This window comes from Leisingera sp. M527, assembly GCF_025141525.1.
GTDB lineage: Bacteria > Pseudomonadota > Alphaproteobacteria > Rhodobacterales > Rhodobacteraceae > Leisingera.
In genome coordinates, this window is the sequence record NZ_CP081037.1 from 1447418 (window position 1) to 1463700 (window position 16283).

Consider the following 16283-nt stretch of genomic DNA (forward strand, 5'->3'; position numbering starts at 1 on the left):
AAGGCTAGACCTGCTGCAAAGGCGCCGCTTGGCAGCGCCTTGTGCGGACGTGGTGGAATGGTAGACACCGGAGACTTAAAATCTCCTGGCCTTATGGCCGTGCGGGTTCGAGTCCCGCCGTCCGCACCATTTTACATTCAGACGTAAAAAATCCCAAAAAATCAAATATTACAGACGCTTGCGGAGTTCGAAAACCGTTTTGGCGGTCGTAGGCCATGGGTGCTTTGAATGCGGTTTTGAGGATGGTTTTCTTCACTGCTAGTGGCCCGTTATCGTACATATTCCAAGGGACTGACAGGAAGTTACGCAATAGTTCGAAAATGCGCACCCGGACGCCTGCTGCTCATTGCTCTGCGAAACATCGCAAACATTCTGGCAGACAGCGCCAAGTTCAGGATCGGCAGAGGATCGCACGGTCATGCTCCCGATACACAAGCCGGGCAGGTGACGGCACTGCAAAATACGCAATGTCCCAAGCAGGGCCGGGGTGCTTGCAGCACAGCCCGGCATCCCCTGTTAACAAGATACTCTTTACAACGAAACGGCCCCGGGAACCGGAGCATGACCGTGTATTAACGATATCTTTACTTGGACTGTTTATCCATTCAGGTTTTCCTGACCTTAGGTAAACCTGTGCCGGGCAGCGGCAATTCGGCCATTGACGCGCCGCTGCGGCGGGAACAGTCTCGGCGCATGACCACAGCCCTGAATATCTCCCGCATTCCCCGCCCCTTTGATCCCGGCCTTGGCGCCGAGGCGCGCAGCCTGGTGCCGGAACTGTCCGGCGCGTTTGCTGAACTGGTGGCAGGCGCCTGCGGCTCCAGCCCGTATCTTAAGGAGCTGACCGCGCGCGAGGCGGCCTGGCTGCCGCAGGCGCTGCAGGATCCTGACGCCGCGCTGGCAGCGGTCTTTGCAGACTGCCGGGCGCTAGAGGCGGCACAGCTGAAACCGGGCCTGCGCCAGGCCAAACGGCGGCTGGCACTGCTGACGGCGCTTTGCGACCTCAGCGGCGGCTGGAGCCTGGAACAGGTGACCGGGGCGCTGACGGACTTCGGGGCGCTTTGTGCGGATGTGGCTATCAAGGCGGAAATCGCCAATCTGATCCGCCGCAAGAAACTGCCGGGCCTGACAGAGGATGATGTGGAAACCGCAGGCGGGCTTACCATTCTGGCGATGGGTAAAATGGGCGCGCATGAGCTGAACTACAGCTCCGATATCGACCTGATTTGCCTGTTCGATGAAACCCGGTTCGACCCGGATGACTTCTTTGAGGCGCGCCAGGGCATGGTGCGCGCAACCAAGAACATGTGCGCCGCCCTCAGCGACCGCACCGGCGACGGCTATGTGTTCCGCACCGACCTGCGGCTGCGCCCGGATCCGGCGGTCACCCCTGTCTGCCTGGCGATGGAAGCGGCCGAGCGCTACTATGAAAGCCTGGGCCGCACCTGGGAGCGCGCCGCCTACATCAAGGCACGCCCCTGTGCGGGCGACATTGCGGCGGGAGAGCGGTTCCTGACCACCCTGCGCCCCTTTATCTGGCGCCGTCACCTGGATTTCGCCGCCATCCAGGACGCCCATGACATCCGCCTGCGCATCCGCGAGAACAAGGGTACCGGCGGCGCCCTGCATGTGCCGGGCCACGACATGAAACTGGGCCGCGGCGGTATCCGCGAGATCGAGTTTTTCACCCAGACCCGCCAGCTGATCGCTGGCGGGCGCGACGAGAGCCTGCGCCTGCGCGGCACCGTCGAGGGGCTGGCCGCCCTTGCAGACAAGGGCTGGGTGCCGCCGGGCACCGCGGAAACCCTGTCGGCCCATTACTGCGCCCACCGCGAGGTTGAGCACCGCATTCAGATGGTGCATGACGCGCAGACCCACCAGATGCCCAAATCCGAGGACGGCATTGCCCGTATCGCCTGCCTGATGGACCGCGATCCGGCGGAGCTGACGGCACAAATCAGGGACCGGCTGACCGAAGTGCATGAGCTGACCGAGGGGTTCTTCTCGCCCGGCGGCACGCCAGCCGCAGCTGGCACCGCAGAGGACACCGCCAAGCTGGACGGCGCCATCATCGCCCGCTGGCCGACCTATCCGGCGCTGCGTTCTTCCCGCGGGGCGCGGATATTTGAGCGGCTGAAACCGGAGCTGCTGTCGCGCGTTGCCAAAACCGCCAAACCGGCCGAGACCCTGGTGGCGCTGGACGGTTTCCTGTCCGGGCTGCCGGCCGGGGTGCAGCTGTTCTCGCTGTTCGGCGCCAACCCGCAGCTGATCGATCTGCTGGTGGATATCGCCGGCACTTCGCGCGAGCTGGCCAGTTTCCTGTCCCGCAATTCCGGGGTGTTTGATGCGGTGATCGGCGGCTCCTTCTTTGATCCCTGGCCGGGGGCAGAGCAGCTGCGGGCGGAACTGAAAAAACGGCTGGCGCAGGAAGGCGACTATGAGGCCCGGCTGGATGCCACCCGCCGCTGGTGTAAGGAATGGCATTTCCGCATCGGCGTGCACCACTTGCGCGGGCTGACAGACGGCCATCAGGCGGGTGTCCAATACGCCGAACTGGCCGAGGTGGTGATTGCCGGCCTCGCTCCGGAAGTGGTGGCGCAGTTTTCCCGCAAACACGGCCCGCCGCCAGGGCGCGGCGCGGCGGTTCTGGCGATGGGGTCGCTGGGGGCAGGGCAGATCAATTCGCAATCCGACCTCGACATGATCGTGATCTATGACCCGGGCGATGCGGAGATGTCCGAAGGCAAGCGCCCGCTGGCCACGCGGCCCTATTTCGCCCGGCTGACCCAGGCCTTTGTCACTGCGCTTTCAGCCCCGATGGCGCAGGGCAAGCTTTACGAGGTCGACATGCGCCTGCGGCCTTCGGGCAACCAGGGGCCGGTGGCGGTCAGCCTGGCCGGTTTTACCAATTACCAGCAGAACGAGGCCTGGGTGTGGGAGCATCTGGCGCTGACCCGGGCGCGGGTGGTTGCGGGCGAGGCCGTCCTTGCCGCCGAAATCGAAACCTTCCGCGCGGCTTTCCTGGCCCAGCCGCGGAACCTGGCCAAGGTGCTGCAGGAGGTCTCGGAAATGCGCGTGCGGCTGGCCGCCGCCAAGGCGCCGTCAGGCCTGTGGGACGCCAAAAACGGCGCCGGCCGGATGATGGATATCGAGCTTTTGTCTCAAGCCGGCGCGCTTACTTCCGACTCGGTGGCGCGCGATGTGGCTTCCGGCCTGCTGGGGGCTGTCGCTGCCGGATGGCTGAATGACGCGGATGCAGAATACCTGACCGCCAGTTACCGGCTATTCTGGTCGGTGCAAAGTGCCGCGCGGCTGCTTTCCGGCAAAGCCATCGAGGCGGAGACGATCGGGGAGGGCGGTGCGCAGTTCCTCTGCCGCACCACCGGTTATGCCCGGCTGGATGCGCTGGAGCAGGAGCTGCAGACCCGTTACAAACGCTGTGCGGCGCTGATTGCAGAGGCCTTGGAAAGGGATGGGGCGGATGAAGGGCAGCACTGAACAGGACCCGCGCGGTCTGATCTATGAATCCTACCGGATCGACGGCATTACCAGCGCGCAATGCCGCAGCATTTTCTTTGACTGGGCGTTGGGCATGGACGCGGCCCGCGACAGCCGGGAAGACATCGGCGCATTGCTGGAGATGTACGGCAGCGCAGATCCGGACCATCCGATGACCGCAGTGCTGCGCGACGGGCTGGAAGGCAGCGCCACACCGCGCCGCCGCGGCGGCTGGCGATCGCGGGAACGCTGACGGCAGCATCCGGACGGGCCGGGGCAAAAGTTACCGGCCCGTCAGTGTTATTGGTCCGTCAACATTCGTTAATTTTTCGCTAAATTGGACGTAAATTGTCCCAATTCTGCCCCGATTGACCCGCATCTTGCTGTTGAACCCGCCAACCGGACCCTGACCTGGCGGCTGAAAAACGGTAAGGAGCAGAGCCATGAACATCTTCCGCAGCCTCGCATTCGTCTCCCTCGGGCTGATGGTGTCCGCCTGCGCCTCGGTGGACGTGCCGTCGCGCAACCTGCCGTTCGAGCCGGTGCCCGACGCGGCGGTGAACGTGCCCGACGGCTATGAATCCTTGCCGCAGGTGGATCCGGTGCCAGCCTTGCGGGTCAGCCGCGTTACCGTCGATGTGCCGCGCAGCCTCTCCGTTTCCGAGGCCAACAGCTATTTGCCCAAAGGCGATATTGTCTGGCGCGAGGATCCTTACGGCGACCGCCACGCCCAGGTGCAAAAAATCGTGCAGCGCGCCATGGAGGCCGGCAGCACCGGCATGGGCGGCGCAATCAAGGCCGACTTGCATATCGAACTGCAGCGCTTTCACGCCCTGACCCAAAAGGCCCGCTACACCACCGGCGGCATTCACGCCATCACCTTCAAGATGCGGCTCACCGATCCGGCCACGGGTGCCCTGCTGCGCCCGGAAAAAACCATCGAGGCCGATCTCAAGGCCTTTGGCGGCGCCCGCGCCCTGGAAGCCATGTCGCGCGGCCAGACTCAGAAAGTGCGCATCACCGGCCACTTAGCCAATGTGGTCCGCCAGGAGCTGACCAAACCCGGCAGCTACCGGAACCCGCGTCTGGGGCTGCTGCAGGCGCTGCAATAAAGCCAAGGCGCAGCGGCAAAGTTCTGCGGGAAGGGGCCATGCGGCCCCTTTTCCTGTTCCGGGCTTACGGCTATGAGGGACCCATGACAGCCTCCTCAGATGCGCATCAGCGCCCCCGCGTGAAAATGAAACCCAAATCCAACGCCCGCGCCATCCGGCACGGGTTTCCTTGGGTTTATGCCAACGAACTGGTGACCGACCGCCGCACCCGCAAACTGGCGCCCGGCACCTTGGCGGTGCTGGAGGATGAGGCGCAGAACCCGCTGGGGCTGGTGTCGGTGAACCCGGACAGCAAGATCATTGCCCGGATGCTCGACCGCGATCCGGAAGCGCAGATTGATCAGGCCTGGTTCGCTGCCCGCCTGTCCCGCGCACTGGAGATGCGCGAACGCTTGTACGGCGCGCCCTTCTACCGGTTGGTCCATGCCGAATCCGACGGGCTGCCCGGCGTGGTCATCGACCGGTTCGGCGCCGTTTGCGTGGTCCAGCCCAACGCCGCCTGGGCCGAGATGCATTTGGACATGCTCACCGCAGCGCTGGCGGATGTGACCGGCGCAGAAGTGATCCTGAAAAACGCCGCTGGCCGCACCCGTACCCTGGAAGGGCTGGACGATCAGAACCAGACCCTGCTGGGCGAAACGCCCGCCGCACCTGTGCCGGTGCAGATGAACGGCGCCACCTATATGGCCGACCTCACCGGCGGCCAGAAAACCGGGCTGTTCTTCGATCAGCGCGAAAACCACGCTTTTGCCGCCCGCCTCACCGGGCAGGGCGCCAAGGTACTGGATGTGTTCTCCCACGTCGGCGGCTTTGGCCTGGCGATGCTGGCAGGGGGGGCCGCGCACGCCACCTGCGTCGACGGCTCTGCCGCCGCACTTGAGCTGGCGGCCCGGGGCGCCGAAGCCAGCGGCCACAAGGACAGGTTCACCGCCCGCCAGGGCGATGCGTTCGACGTGCTGGACGCGCTGCAGAAGGAAGGCGAAAGCTTCGACGCCGTTATCTGCGACCCGCCTGCCTTTGCGCCATCGAAACAGGCACTGGAGGCGGGCTTGCGGGCCTATGAACGCATTGCCAAACTGGCCGCCCCGCTGGTCAAACCCGGTGGTTATCTCGGCCTGTGCTCCTGCTCGCACGCGGCGGATCTCGCCAAATTCCGCAACGCCTCTGCCCGCGGCATCGGCAGATCCGGCCGCCGCAGCACGCTGATCCACACCGGCTATGCCGGCCCCGACCACCCGCAGCTGCCGCAGCTGGCCGAAAGCGGCTACCTTAAGGCTGTCTTTTTCCGGCTGGACTGACGGGGATGAAGCTGCTCCTGGACACTTGCGTGCTTTACCCGACGGTGATGCGGGAGATGCTGCTGGGCGCGGCCAGGCTGGGGCATTTCACCCCGCTCTGGTCTGCGCGCATTCTGGGAGAGTGGGAGCGCGCCGCGCTGAAACTCGGCTCTGAAGGCGCAGCGCAGGCCAAGGCCGAGACTGCTCTGGCCCGCGCCAACTGGCCCAGGGCCGAAGTGCCCGCATCTCCGGGCGTTGAATCCCGCCTCTGGCTGCCGGACAGCGCCGACATCCATGTGCTGGCCGCCGCCATCGCCGGCCACGCCGACGCAATTGTTACCCTCAACAACAAGGACTTCCCCCGTCACACCCTGGCCGAGGAAGGCTTGGAGCGCATAGGCGCGGACGAACTTCTCTACCGCTTCTGGCTGCAGGACAGCGCGGGCATGGAGACCCTCGGCGCCGAGGTGCTGGCAGAGGCCAACCGCCTCTCCGGCGGCAGCTGGGAGATCCGCCCGCTTTTGAAAAAGGCGCGGCTGCCGCGTCTCGCCAAGGCCTTGTCTTCTTCTTTGTGAAAATACTCCGGGGAGTTTGAGGGGCCGGCCCCTCAAGGCCGCAACGCTCTCAGCCCTTGGCCCATTTCGCTTCAAGCCGCTCCAGCGCGGCGATGCGTTCTTCGGTTTTCGGGTGGCTCATCAGCCAGGCCGGCGCCATGCCCGCGCGCGCCTGGGTCAGCTCTTCCAGTTTGGTGAACAGGCTTTTCTGCGGCGCCAGGCCAATGCCAGCCTTGGTCAGCAATGCGGCGGCATATTCATCTGCCTCATACTCATCGCCGCGTGACAGCCGCGCTGCGATCAAACCGGTCAGCACCCCGGCTATCCACGGACCGATAAAGGGAATGTAGCGGCCCAGGATCATCATCAGCGCCGTGCGCAGGGCGTTCTGACCGGAGAAATCAATCATCCGTTTCTTCGCATGCCCCAGCGCGACATGGCCCAGCTCATGGGCGATCACCGAGGCCAGCTCCTCGGCGCTGACCTCGCCGCTTTGATACTTGCGGTAGAACCCGCGGGTGATGAAGATCCGCCCGTCCGGCGCCGCCAGCCCGTTGACCGGATCGACCTCATAGATATGCACCGGAATGCGGGCAACCTCCAGCGCCGCCGCCAGCCGGTCGGTCAGCCCTTTCAGCCGCGCATCCGCCAGCTCGGTTGAGCGCTGGTCCAGCTCACGGTGGGTGCGCCAGATCGAAATCCGGTACATCACCAGGCCGTAAGCGACGGCCAGCAAAATGGGCAAAAGGCGCAGCATGCTTCAGATATGGGGGCTGACCCTGCCAGGCTCAAGCGGTTTCTGCATGTTCCGCTGCCGCCCATCCGCTTTCCTGCGGCAGGCTGTCCTGGCCCGACGGCCAGCCGCTGGCCGTGACCGCGTCCTGCAGCGCGGCATAGCAGTCCGGATCAATTCCAGGTCCCGACAGCTTGTCCATGATTGCATAGGCCTCCTCCAGCGGCAGCGCTGCACGATAGGGCCGGTCCGCCGTCAGCGCGTCAAAGATATCGGCCACCGCCAAAATCCGCATCTCCTGGCTCAGCTGGCCGGCGTCCAGACCGTAAGGGTAGCCTTTGCCATCCAGCCGCTCGTGATGCGCCGCGCTCACATCCGCCAGCCCGCGAAAGGCGAAAATCCGGCTCAGCACCTGATGGCCCAGCACCGGATGCTGTTTCATTCGGGCAATTTCCGCCTCGGTCATCTTGCCCGGCTTGTCCAGAATAGTGTTCGGGATCCCCAGCTTGCCAATGTCGTGCAGCAGCGCCCCCCGCACCATCCAGCGCCGCCGTTCCGGGGTATAGCCCAGCTGGTCGCAAATCATGCCGGTATAGCGCGCAACCCGCCGCGAATGGCCGTGGGTGAACGGGCTTTTGGCGTCGATCACCAATGAAAACGCCTCGCTGATTTCATCCAGGTAATCCTCATCCACCGGATGAATGTGCCGGGCCTGCGGGGTGGCAAGCACTTCTGCTTCCAGCCCGGGGTCCCACAGATCCGGCAAAAAGCGCGGCCGGCGGATCACCGAGGTGAAGACCGGCACCAGATCCGGATCGAACCATGTGCCCGCACGCCGCTCTAGCTCGGCTGCGGCGCCCTCGATCCCCCGCTCGGCGGCAAAGACATCCACCACCTGCGCCATCAGCGCAATGCGCGAGAACAGCGGGATTGCATCGCCCGCCAGGCCCTGCGGCAGGCCGCCGCCGTCCCAATGCTCATCCAGGCCGGCGATGCCTTCGGCCACAGCTTCGGAAAACCGCATCTGCCGGGCAATTGCCGCACCCCGGTTGCAGCGGGTGTCGATCATCTCTGCGGCAATGCTGCTGTTCCTAGCCAGCACCTGTTTCAGGGTCTTCAGCCGGATCCAGGCCGCGGCGCCGCTGGCCGTGTTGCGCCACAGGAACCCCAGCCCCTGGCGCAGGCCGTTCACTGTTTTGAAATCGCGTTTAAAGGACAGATCGTCGGTCTTGTACAGCTGGCAGATGCGGGCGGCATTGGAACTGCAGCCCAGATCCTTCATCAGCAAGGTGAAATAAAGGTCGGAGCGCGCCTGAGGCGCCATCCTCAGCTCTGCGGCCACCTGCATGCCGATCCAGCAGCAGCGCAGGCAATGCCCCTTGGGCTGGCCTTCGGTCATGTCCAGCGCATGGCTGAGCGCGCCAAGAAGCTCCCCCAGCCGCAAGGTTTCCTGAGAGGCGGCACCGGAAAGGTGCGAATTCGGATTTAAGATAGTCATGGGCCTTCTGCGCGATAGATGCGGAAGGCCCATGACACCACGGGCAGGCTTAACCTGCCCTTACCCCGGCGCGGGCGGGTTGGGGAATTCGCGCCGGAATTTATTAAAACTGCCGGGACATGCACTGCCCCGCCGGGCTAGTTCAGTTCATGCCCAGCTTGCCGGGAAACTCGATGTTGATCTCCAGGCTCGACAGCTCATCGCCGCGTTCCATGCGGATGTCGATCGCTTCGTCGCCGATCTGCATATGGCGGCGGATCACTTCCAGGATGTCGCGCTGCAATTGCGGCAGGCAGTCGGGGCGGACACCGCCGCTGCTGCTGCGTTCATGGGCCAGCAGGATCTGCAGCCGTTCCTTGGCAGTGCTGGCCGAGGCTTTGCGGGGGCGGAGGGAAAAACCAAACATGCCCTACACCGCCCGTCCGAACAGCCGCTGCAGCAGGCCGGGGCGCCGGTCGGCGGCGATCCGCATCTCAATCTGCTCGCCGATCAGCCGGCCCACCGCGTCCTCATAGGCGGTGGCCGCCGCAGAAGGGTCATCCAGCACCACCGGAACGCCGAGATTGGAGGCCCGCAGCACTGCCTTGCTTTCAGGGATGATCCCCAAAAGCGGCTCTGCCAGGACCTCCAGCACATCCTCCACCGTCATCATTTCACCGTTGCTGATGCGGGATTTGTCGTGACGGGTAATCAGCACATGCGCCTTGATTGGCTCCGCACCGGCCTTGCCCGCCCGGTCGGTGATGCTGTTCAACAGGCCCAGCACCCGGTCGCTGTCGCGCACCGAGGACACTTCGGGGTTGGTCACCACAATCGCCTCATCGGCAAAATGCATCGCCATCTGGGCGCCGCGTTCAATGCCCGCAGGGCTGTCGCAGATGATATAGTCGAACTCCTGACGCAGCTCTTCCAGCACCTTCTGGACGCCATCCTTGGTCAGCGCGTCCTTGTCGCGGGTCTGCGAGGTCGGCAGCACCGACAGCGTCTCAAGACGCCGGTCGCGGATCAGCGCCTGCTTCAGCTTGGCGTCGCCCTGAATGACATTGATAAAGTCGAACACCACCCGGCGTTCACAGCCCATGATCATGTCCAGGTTGCGCAACCCGACGTCGAAATCGATCACCACCGTCTTGTGGCCGCGCCGCGCCAGCTCGGCGCCGACGGCAGCGGAGGTGGTGGTCTTGCCAACGCCGCCCTTGCCCGAGGTGACCACAATCACCTTGCCCAGCGGCTCTTCCAGTTTCAGGTCCTTGCTCATCGTTCTGCCTTCCTTATCCCTGCGCTCATCCCAGGGGCTCCACACAAAGCCGTCCGTCCTGCAGGAACACCTGCACAGGGCGGTTCAACAGCTCCGGTTCCAAATTTTCGCTTGTCCTGTACAGCCCGGCGACTGCCAGCAGCTCGGCGTCCAGGCTGTTGCAGAAGATCCGCGCCGCCTCGTCACCCTCGGCGCCAGCCATGGCGCGGCCCCGCAGGCGGCCATAGACATGAATGCTGCCGCGTGCAATCAGCTCGGCGCCGGAACTGACCGGCCCGACCACCACCAGATCGCCGCCCTCGGCCACAACCGTCTGGCCGGACCGTACCGGCTGGGTGATCAGCCGGTTCTGCGGCGGACGCAATTTCTTGGGCAATTCCCGCCGGGTACCGGGCCGGGCCGGGCCTTCGGTGTTCAGCGGTGCATCCTTGCCGCTGGCAATGGTGATCAGCCCGGCATCTTCGGCGGCAGCGGTTTGCGAGGGCGAGGCGTTCTGCACCCCGAACACCGCCAGGCCGCGGCTGCGCAGGCTGTCGGCCAGTGCGCGCAGCTCAGCCGGGCGGGTCAGCCCCGGAGCCTGGGCCAGATCCAGGATCAGCGGCGCACCGTCAAAGAAATGCGGACTCCAGCGCAGTTGCGCGTCAAGCGCCGCATAAAACGCCTTGTCCAGCGGGCCGTCTTCGGGGCGCAGCGCAACGGCGGTGAAATACCGCCCGCGGATCTGAAACGGCTTTATGGCGGCGGCGGGGGCACCGCCACGGGGAGGGATGTCTTGATGCGGCACGCTCACGCGAGGCTCCTGCTCGGGGATTGCGGCCTTTGTATTGCCGCTTGTTCTTTTGCTTATGGATAGCGGTTGCGGGGCGGCCCGTTCAACCGGTGCAAGCCCGCCTCGGCGGACATGCGCCGGATGCCGATTTCAGCGGCGGAATTCCGCGGGAAGACTGCCTCAGGTTGTGCAAAAAAGGATTGCTGTCCGCGCTGCCGGGGCAGGAGGCATTGCCCAGCCGCCATCCAGAACCAGCGGCGGCGGCACAGCGCCGCGGGGGCGCAATCAACAGTGCCGGAGTAACGTCGCACCAGCTGCAGCCTCTGCGGCGTATTTGCCAGTGGTGCCTTCCGGCTTGGCATGGTTTGAATAGGCTGCCAGGTTTCACATTTGACCGGCGGTATTGATTTTATTAAGAAATTGGAGAATTGCGATGCAGTGGACTTTACTTGCGGCGTCAGCGCTGGCGGCCCTGTGGATGGGTGTTCACGCTTGTATCGGGGGCCGGGAATGTGCGGTGCCGCTGGCACAGGACCGGCAGCTGCCGGATGTCGTGCGCGAAACCACCTTGTTCTGCTGGCATCTGGTGACCGGCTACCTGGGCCTGATGGCTCTGTTCCTGTTTCTCGGCGCCCGCGGCTCGGCTGACATGGCGCTGGCGGGAACAGCTCTGGCGGCGGTGACTGCGGCGATCGGAATTGTGGTGCCGCCGCTGCGCCGCACTGGCTATGGGCTGCTGCCGCAAGGCTGGCTGTTCGTGCCGGTCGCGGCTTTGGGCGGCTGGGGGCTTTGGGGCGTCTAGCAGCGGAAATGCGCAGATTGGCGACGCAAAGCGAGGCTCCCGCCCGTCCGGCCTGCATCTGAAATGCCGGCCTCCCGGTTGGGCCCGGCGCCGGACCTTAAGGTCCGGCGCGCATCCTGCCTTGGCAGGATGCCATGCCCAAGGCTGCCAAGGGGTGCTGGCGCCAGCCGGCGCATCTGCAGGCGCGGGAGGGCCGCTGAGTATTGCGGTGCCCGGCCGGTCTGGCCGGCTGCAAGGAAGAAAAGCCTAGCGCGACAGCTCGCGCATGCCGCGTTCCAGCCCGTCCAGCGTCATCGGCACCATGGCGCCTTCGAAAATCTCCCGGATCATGCCGATCGAATGGGTGTAGTCCCAGTATTTCTCCGGCACCGGGTTGATCCACAGGTTCGCGCCCCAGGCGTCGCGCGCGCGTTGCAGCCAGACCTGGCCCGCTTCCTCGTTCCAATGCTCATTGGCACCGCCGGCATAGGCGATCTCATAAGGCGACATCGAGGCGTCACCAACAAAGATGCATTTATAGTCCGGCCCGTATGTGCGCAGCACTTCATGGGTCGGGGTCTTCTCCCCCCAGCGCCGCCGGTTGTCGCGCCACACGCCCTCATACAGGCAATTGTGGAAGTAATAGTATTCCAGATGCTTGAACTCGGTCCGCGCGGCTGAGAACAGCTCCTCCACCACCTTGATATGCGGATCCATCGAGCCGCCCACGTCCAGAAACAGCAGGACCTTCACCGCATTGTGCCGCTCGGGGCGGGTCTTTACATCCAGATAGCCGTGTTCGGCAGTGGAGCGGATTGTGCGGTCCAGATCCAGTTCTTCATGCGCGCCCTGGCGGACCCAGCGGCGCAGCCGTTTCAGGGCGACCTTGATGTTGCGGGTGCCAAGCTCCACATCGCCATCCAGGTTCTTGAACTCGCGCTTGTCCCAGACCTTGACCGCGCGCTGGTGACGGCTTTCCTTCTGGCCGATGCGCACGCCCTCAGGATTGTAGCCATAAGCGCCAAAGGGCGAAGTGCCCGCGGTGCCGATCCACTTGTTGCCGCCCTGATGGCGGCCCTGTTGCTCCTTCAGCCGCTCCTGCAGCGTCTCCATCAATTTCTCAAAGCCGCCCAAAGCCTCAATCTCGGCTTTCTCCTCTGCGCTCAGATGTTTTTCCGCCATCTTGCGCAGCCAGTCTTCGGGGATATCGACGGCTTCCATCACGGCCTCGGCCGGAATGGCCTCCAGCCCTTTGAATGTGGCGGCAAAGGCGCGGTCGAACTTGTCGATGTTGCGCTCGTCTTTCACCATCGCTGCACGGGCGAGGAAGTAGAACGCCTCGATATCATAGGTCGCCAGCCCCGCCTTCATGCCTTCAAGGAAGGTCAGATATTCCCGCAGGCTGACAGGAATCGCCGCCTTGCGCAGGTTTTCAAAGAAGGGCTGGAACATGGCAGGGCCTTTGCTGAGCAGTTACGCCAGCACCCGGTGGGTCAGGATGGTTGCCAGCAGGCCGATCATACCAAATACGATGGCATAGACAGCCCCGTATTGCAGCATGTCCAGGGTATTGCCGCCACGTTTGCGGGCCTTCATTGCGCCAATAAGGGCGCCCAGCACCAAGCCGGCAATTACGATCATGGTCTTATCCGTCTGTTGTCTCGTGTTGCAGGATCAGGGGGCCGAGGGGCGCAGCGCGGCAATTTCTTCGAGCCGGGCCTCGACCACCCAATCCGGGCCAAACCCGTAGCGCGCCCATCCCAGGCTGTCCAGCCTGACCCGGCGCGCCTCCACCGCGCGGCCCTGCAACTCCAGCGCTTCGGCCTGCAGCATCAGCAGCGTCGACAGCAGGGCGGCGTTCTCATGTTCGGCCGCGGCTGCCACAGCAGGGGTCAGCCGCGCCAGCGCGGCGCCCCCGTTGCCGGTGGCAATCTCATAGGCCGCCAGCTGCACTGCCAGCTTGGCCTGGTGCATCCGGGTGCCGGGCAGGCCTTGCAGATATGTCTGCGCAGTCAGGAAATGCTGCAATGCCAGCTCGGGTTCGCGGACATGCAGCATCCGGCCCAATGTGTAATGGCTCAAGGCCCGGCGGTGGTCCTGCCAGCCCAGATCGCGGGCAATTGCCGCGGCCGTGTTGGCGGCGCGCAGCCGGTCCCGCAGCGAGGCTTGCGGCCCCAGCGCCTGCTCATAGGCTGCGACCCAGGCGCGCGGGGTTTCGGGCAGCCACTGTGCCGCTGTGCGCGCGCCGCGCGGGTTCAGCCGTGCCAGCACCGCAGGCAGCCGCGCGGCGACCTCGGCCCGGCTCATGCCGGTATGCAGCTCGGGCGCATAGGTGGCGCGCAGGATCAGCATGTCAAAGCCGGTCAGCACTGCGTGGATATTGTCGTCATTGAAGATCGAATCCGGCAGCCGGTACAGATCATTCAGCGGACCAAGCGCCTGCGCCAGCTCCTCGTGCAGGCAATCGCGGACTTCTTGCGGGCTGACGTCATTGGGGATGAATACCGCCAGCTTCTCGCGGCTGCGCAGCAGCGACCAATTGGTGCGCGGGCTGCGCCGGTTGCGCCGGTATTCACGCAGCGACGAGACATTGGGCACCACGAAACAGGCGGCCTTGGGCAAGGCCCGGCGGATCTCGGCGCGGGAAACCGATTGGATGGTGATACTGGCCTCGCCGCCGGACACCCGGCGGACCGGGACCCCGGCCTCGGTCTGCAGCCGGGCCAGCAGCGCGCTTATATCGCGGTTGAAACCCGGGGCAGGCGTGCCGGTCACCCGCAGGGTGATCGGGGTCTCGAACCGGGTGAACTGGGGCAGGGTGCTGCCGCCTTCCAGCCGGAAGTGCAGATCCAGAAAATCCCGCGCGATATCGGCGTTGGAGCGCTGCGGCGGCTGCGCGCGGCCGGCGGTGAATACCTTGACCGGCGGCAGTGCAACCGGTGCGGCTGCGGCGCGGGTCGGCGCCGTGGTCCGCCCGTCGGGGGCAGCGCAGGCGGCCAGCACAGCCACAGCAAGCCCGGCCACTGCGCCCCGCAAAACGCGCAGGCCGGCAGGCCTGGCGGCGGGCTGCCAAACCAGGCGGCGGACAGAGATGTGTGAAACCGGGGCAGCGTCAGCGGGCACTCGGGGCGTCTCCTATCAGCCCGGGCTGTGCTGCCCGGTTCTGTTTCCTCTGATAGGGGAATGCGGCAGCAATTTGAAGCGAAACAGGCAGCCGCCAGGCAATGCGCCTGCCTGTTCCGGCCTCAAGGCCGATCAGCGCCGCCCGCGCGCCATAAAGGCCAGCCGTTCAAACAGGTGCACGTCCTGCTCGTTCTTCAGCAGCGCCCCGTGCAGTTTGGGCAGCGCATCGGCGCCGTCACGGGCGATGTCCTCAGGGCTCAGATCCTCGGCCAGCAGCAGCTTCAGCCAGTCGATCACCTCGGAGGTCGAGGGTTTCTTCTTCAAGCCTTGCGTCTCGCGGATCTCGTAGAACTGGGTCAGCGCGGCGGTCAGCAGGCTGTCCTTGATGCCGGGATGATGCACCTCGACGATCTTCTTCATCGTTTCAGCATCCGGAAAGCGGATGTAGTGAAAGAAGCAGCGCCGCAAAAAGGCGTCCGGCAGCTCTTTTTCATTGTTCGAGGTGATGATCATGACGGGCCGGTGCTTGGCCTTGACCATCTCGCCGGTCTCGTAGACGTGGAACTCCATCTTGTCGAGCTCCTGCAACAGGTCGTTCGGAAACTCGATGTCGGCCTTGTCGATCTCGTCGATCAGCAGCACGACCTTCTCGCCCGCTTCAAAGGCTTCCCACAGCTTGCCCTTCTTGATGTAGTTTTTCACATCATTCACGCGCGCATCGCCCAGCTGGCTGTCGCGCAACCGGCTGACGGCGTCATATTCATACAGGCCTTGCTGGGCGCGGGTGGTGGACTTCACGTTCCACTCGATCATCCGCAGCCCCAGGGCGCTGGCAACCTGTTTTGCCAGCTCGGTCTTGCCGGTGCCCGGCTCGCCCTTGACCAGCAGCGGACGCTCCAGCGTTACCGCCGCATTCACCGCAACTTTCAAATCATCTGTTGCGACATATTCTTTAGTGCCCTGAAATTGCATATCTTTCCTGTTCCAGTCATGATCGGTGCCGCGGCGCCAAGTTGTTATCACGGTTTTAACCAAACGGCGCCACTATTGTGTAGTGACATTCCCTTCCGATGGGGATAAACGCTGCGGCAGAGGGGGAGCCAAAATGTTCAGGTGCAAATTATGACCAGCATTATGGGCCAGACCGAAGGAGCCGAAATGAAGCAAGAAGTGTTTCTGCCGGACGACTACCGACCGGCTGAAGATGAGCCGTTCATGAACGACCGGCAGCTTGAGTATTTCCGACGCAAACTATTGGAATGGAAACAGGATCTGCTGTCCGACAGCCGCGATACCATCGAAGGGCTGCAGGACAACACCCGCAACATCCCGGATGTTGCCGACCGTGCCAGCGAAGAGACCGACCGCGCGCTGGAGCTGCGCACCCGTGACCGCCAGCGCAAGCTGGTCGCCAAGATCGACTCGGCCCTGCGCCGCATCGACGAGGGTGAATTCGGCTACTGCGAAGTGACCGGCGATGCGATCTCGCTGAAACGCCTGGATGCACGTCCGATCGCAACCATGAGCCTTGAGGCCCAGGAACGCCACGAGCGCCGCGAAAAAGTCCACCGCGACGATTAACCGCCGCCATTGGCAGCGAAAACGCGCGAATTCATGACGCCGGGGCCTTTTGCTCCGGCGTTTTTTGTTTCATTGGGTGCAGGCGGAGAATCTGCGGGA

General features: G+C 64.3%; 16 protein-coding genes and 1 tRNA gene. 8 read left to right on the plus strand and 9 right to left on the minus strand.

Features of this window, described 5'->3' with window-relative positions; translation table 11 throughout:
• Positions 1-43 precede the first annotated feature (43 nt).
• The 6 genes from K3555_RS07240 (at position 44) to K3555_RS07265 (ending at position 6462) form a co-directional block, all read left to right on the plus strand.
• Positions 44-129 (plus strand) — tRNA-Leu (locus K3555_RS07240).
• Positions 130-693: 564 nt separating this feature from the next.
• Positions 694-3498, plus strand: a complete 2805-nt coding sequence (locus tag K3555_RS07245; protein ID WP_260007957.1) for a bifunctional [glutamine synthetase] adenylyltransferase/[glutamine synthetase]-adenylyl-L-tyrosine phosphorylase — start codon at positions 694-696, stop codon at positions 3496-3498.
• Positions 3482-3751 (plus strand): hypothetical protein, encoded by a 270-nt coding sequence (locus tag K3555_RS07250; protein WP_259998415.1) that lies wholly within the window; start codon positions 3482-3484, stop codon positions 3749-3751. The genes K3555_RS07245 and K3555_RS07250 overlap by 17 nt, the downstream gene beginning before the upstream one ends.
• Positions 3752-3941: 190 nt before the next feature.
• Entirely contained in the window at positions 3942-4610 is a 669-nt protein-coding gene (locus K3555_RS07255; RefSeq protein WP_260007958.1) for a DUF6778 family protein, read from the plus strand.
• An 83-nt stretch (positions 4611-4693) separates the two neighbouring features.
• Positions 4694-5908: an RSP_2647 family RNA methyltransferase gene (locus K3555_RS07260; RefSeq protein ID WP_260007959.1), complete on the plus strand. Its 1215-nt coding sequence runs from the start codon at positions 4694-4696 to the stop codon at positions 5906-5908.
• A gap of 5 nt (positions 5909-5913) precedes the next feature.
• Positions 5914-6462 (plus strand): RSP_2648 family PIN domain-containing protein, encoded by a 549-nt coding sequence (locus K3555_RS07265; RefSeq protein ID WP_260007960.1) that lies wholly within the window; start codon positions 5914-5916, stop codon positions 6460-6462.
• A 49-nt stretch (positions 6463-6511) separates the two neighbouring features.
• Here K3555_RS07265 and K3555_RS07270 read toward each other — a convergent pair whose 3' ends face one another.
• The 5 genes from K3555_RS07270 to minC all read right to left on the minus strand — a co-directional run bounded on the left by K3555_RS07270 (position 6512) and on the right by minC (position 10720).
• Positions 6512-7198 carry a M48 family metallopeptidase gene (locus tag K3555_RS07270; protein WP_259991502.1) on the minus strand — a complete coding sequence of 229 codons (687 nt, stop codon included), beginning with the start codon at positions 7196-7198 and terminating at the stop codon, positions 6512-6514.
• 31 nt (positions 7199-7229) lie between these two features.
• Positions 7230-8672: an HD-GYP domain-containing protein gene (locus K3555_RS07275; protein ID WP_260007961.1), complete on the minus strand. Its 1443-nt coding sequence runs from the start codon at positions 8670-8672 to the stop codon at positions 7230-7232.
• Between the two features lie 142 nt (positions 8673-8814).
• Positions 8815-9078, minus strand: coding sequence for a cell division topological specificity factor MinE (gene minE, locus K3555_RS07280; RefSeq protein ID WP_259991506.1), 264 nt, complete (start codon positions 9076-9078; stop codon positions 8815-8817).
• 3 nt (positions 9079-9081) lie between these two features.
• Entirely contained in the window at positions 9082-9900 is an 819-nt protein-coding gene (gene minD, locus K3555_RS07285) for a septum site-determining protein MinD (RefSeq protein WP_205877415.1), read from the minus strand.
• A 55-nt stretch (positions 9901-9955) separates the two neighbouring features.
• Positions 9956-10720: a septum site-determining protein MinC gene (minC, locus tag K3555_RS07290; RefSeq protein WP_260007962.1), complete on the minus strand. Its 765-nt coding sequence runs from the start codon at positions 10718-10720 to the stop codon at positions 9956-9958.
• Positions 10721-11132: 412 nt separating this feature from the next.
• On the opposite strand from minC, the gene K3555_RS07295 reads away from it, so the two are divergent.
• Complete coding sequence (locus K3555_RS07295) at positions 11133-11501, plus strand: hypothetical protein (RefSeq protein WP_259991512.1); 369 nt, start codon at positions 11133-11135, stop codon at positions 11499-11501.
• Between the two features lie 246 nt (positions 11502-11747).
• Here the strand turns inward: K3555_RS07295 and K3555_RS07300 are convergent, their stop codons facing one another.
• The 4 genes from K3555_RS07300 to K3555_RS07315 all read right to left on the minus strand — a co-directional run bounded on the left by K3555_RS07300 (position 11748) and on the right by K3555_RS07315 (position 15575).
• Complete coding sequence (locus tag K3555_RS07300; protein ID WP_260007963.1) at positions 11748-12932, minus strand: VWA domain-containing protein; 1185 nt, start codon at positions 12930-12932, stop codon at positions 11748-11750.
• 21 nt (positions 12933-12953) lie between these two features.
• Entirely contained in the window at positions 12954-13121 is a 168-nt protein-coding gene (locus K3555_RS07305) for a hypothetical protein (protein ID WP_260007965.1), read from the minus strand.
• 33 nt (positions 13122-13154) lie between these two features.
• Positions 13155-14603, minus strand: a complete 1449-nt coding sequence (locus K3555_RS07310; RefSeq protein ID WP_260007966.1) for a DUF2927 domain-containing protein — start codon at positions 14601-14603, stop codon at positions 13155-13157.
• Positions 14604-14735: 132 nt separating this feature from the next.
• Positions 14736-15575, minus strand: coding sequence for a MoxR family ATPase (locus tag K3555_RS07315; RefSeq protein ID WP_129371227.1), 840 nt, complete (start codon positions 15573-15575; stop codon positions 14736-14738).
• A 186-nt stretch (positions 15576-15761) separates the two neighbouring features.
• On the opposite strand from K3555_RS07315, the gene dksA reads away from it, so the two are divergent.
• Positions 15762-16184 carry an RNA polymerase-binding protein DksA gene (gene dksA, locus K3555_RS07320; RefSeq protein ID WP_259992589.1) on the plus strand — a complete coding sequence of 141 codons (423 nt, stop codon included), beginning with the start codon at positions 15762-15764 and terminating at the stop codon, positions 16182-16184.
• Positions 16185-16283 lie beyond the last annotated feature (99 nt).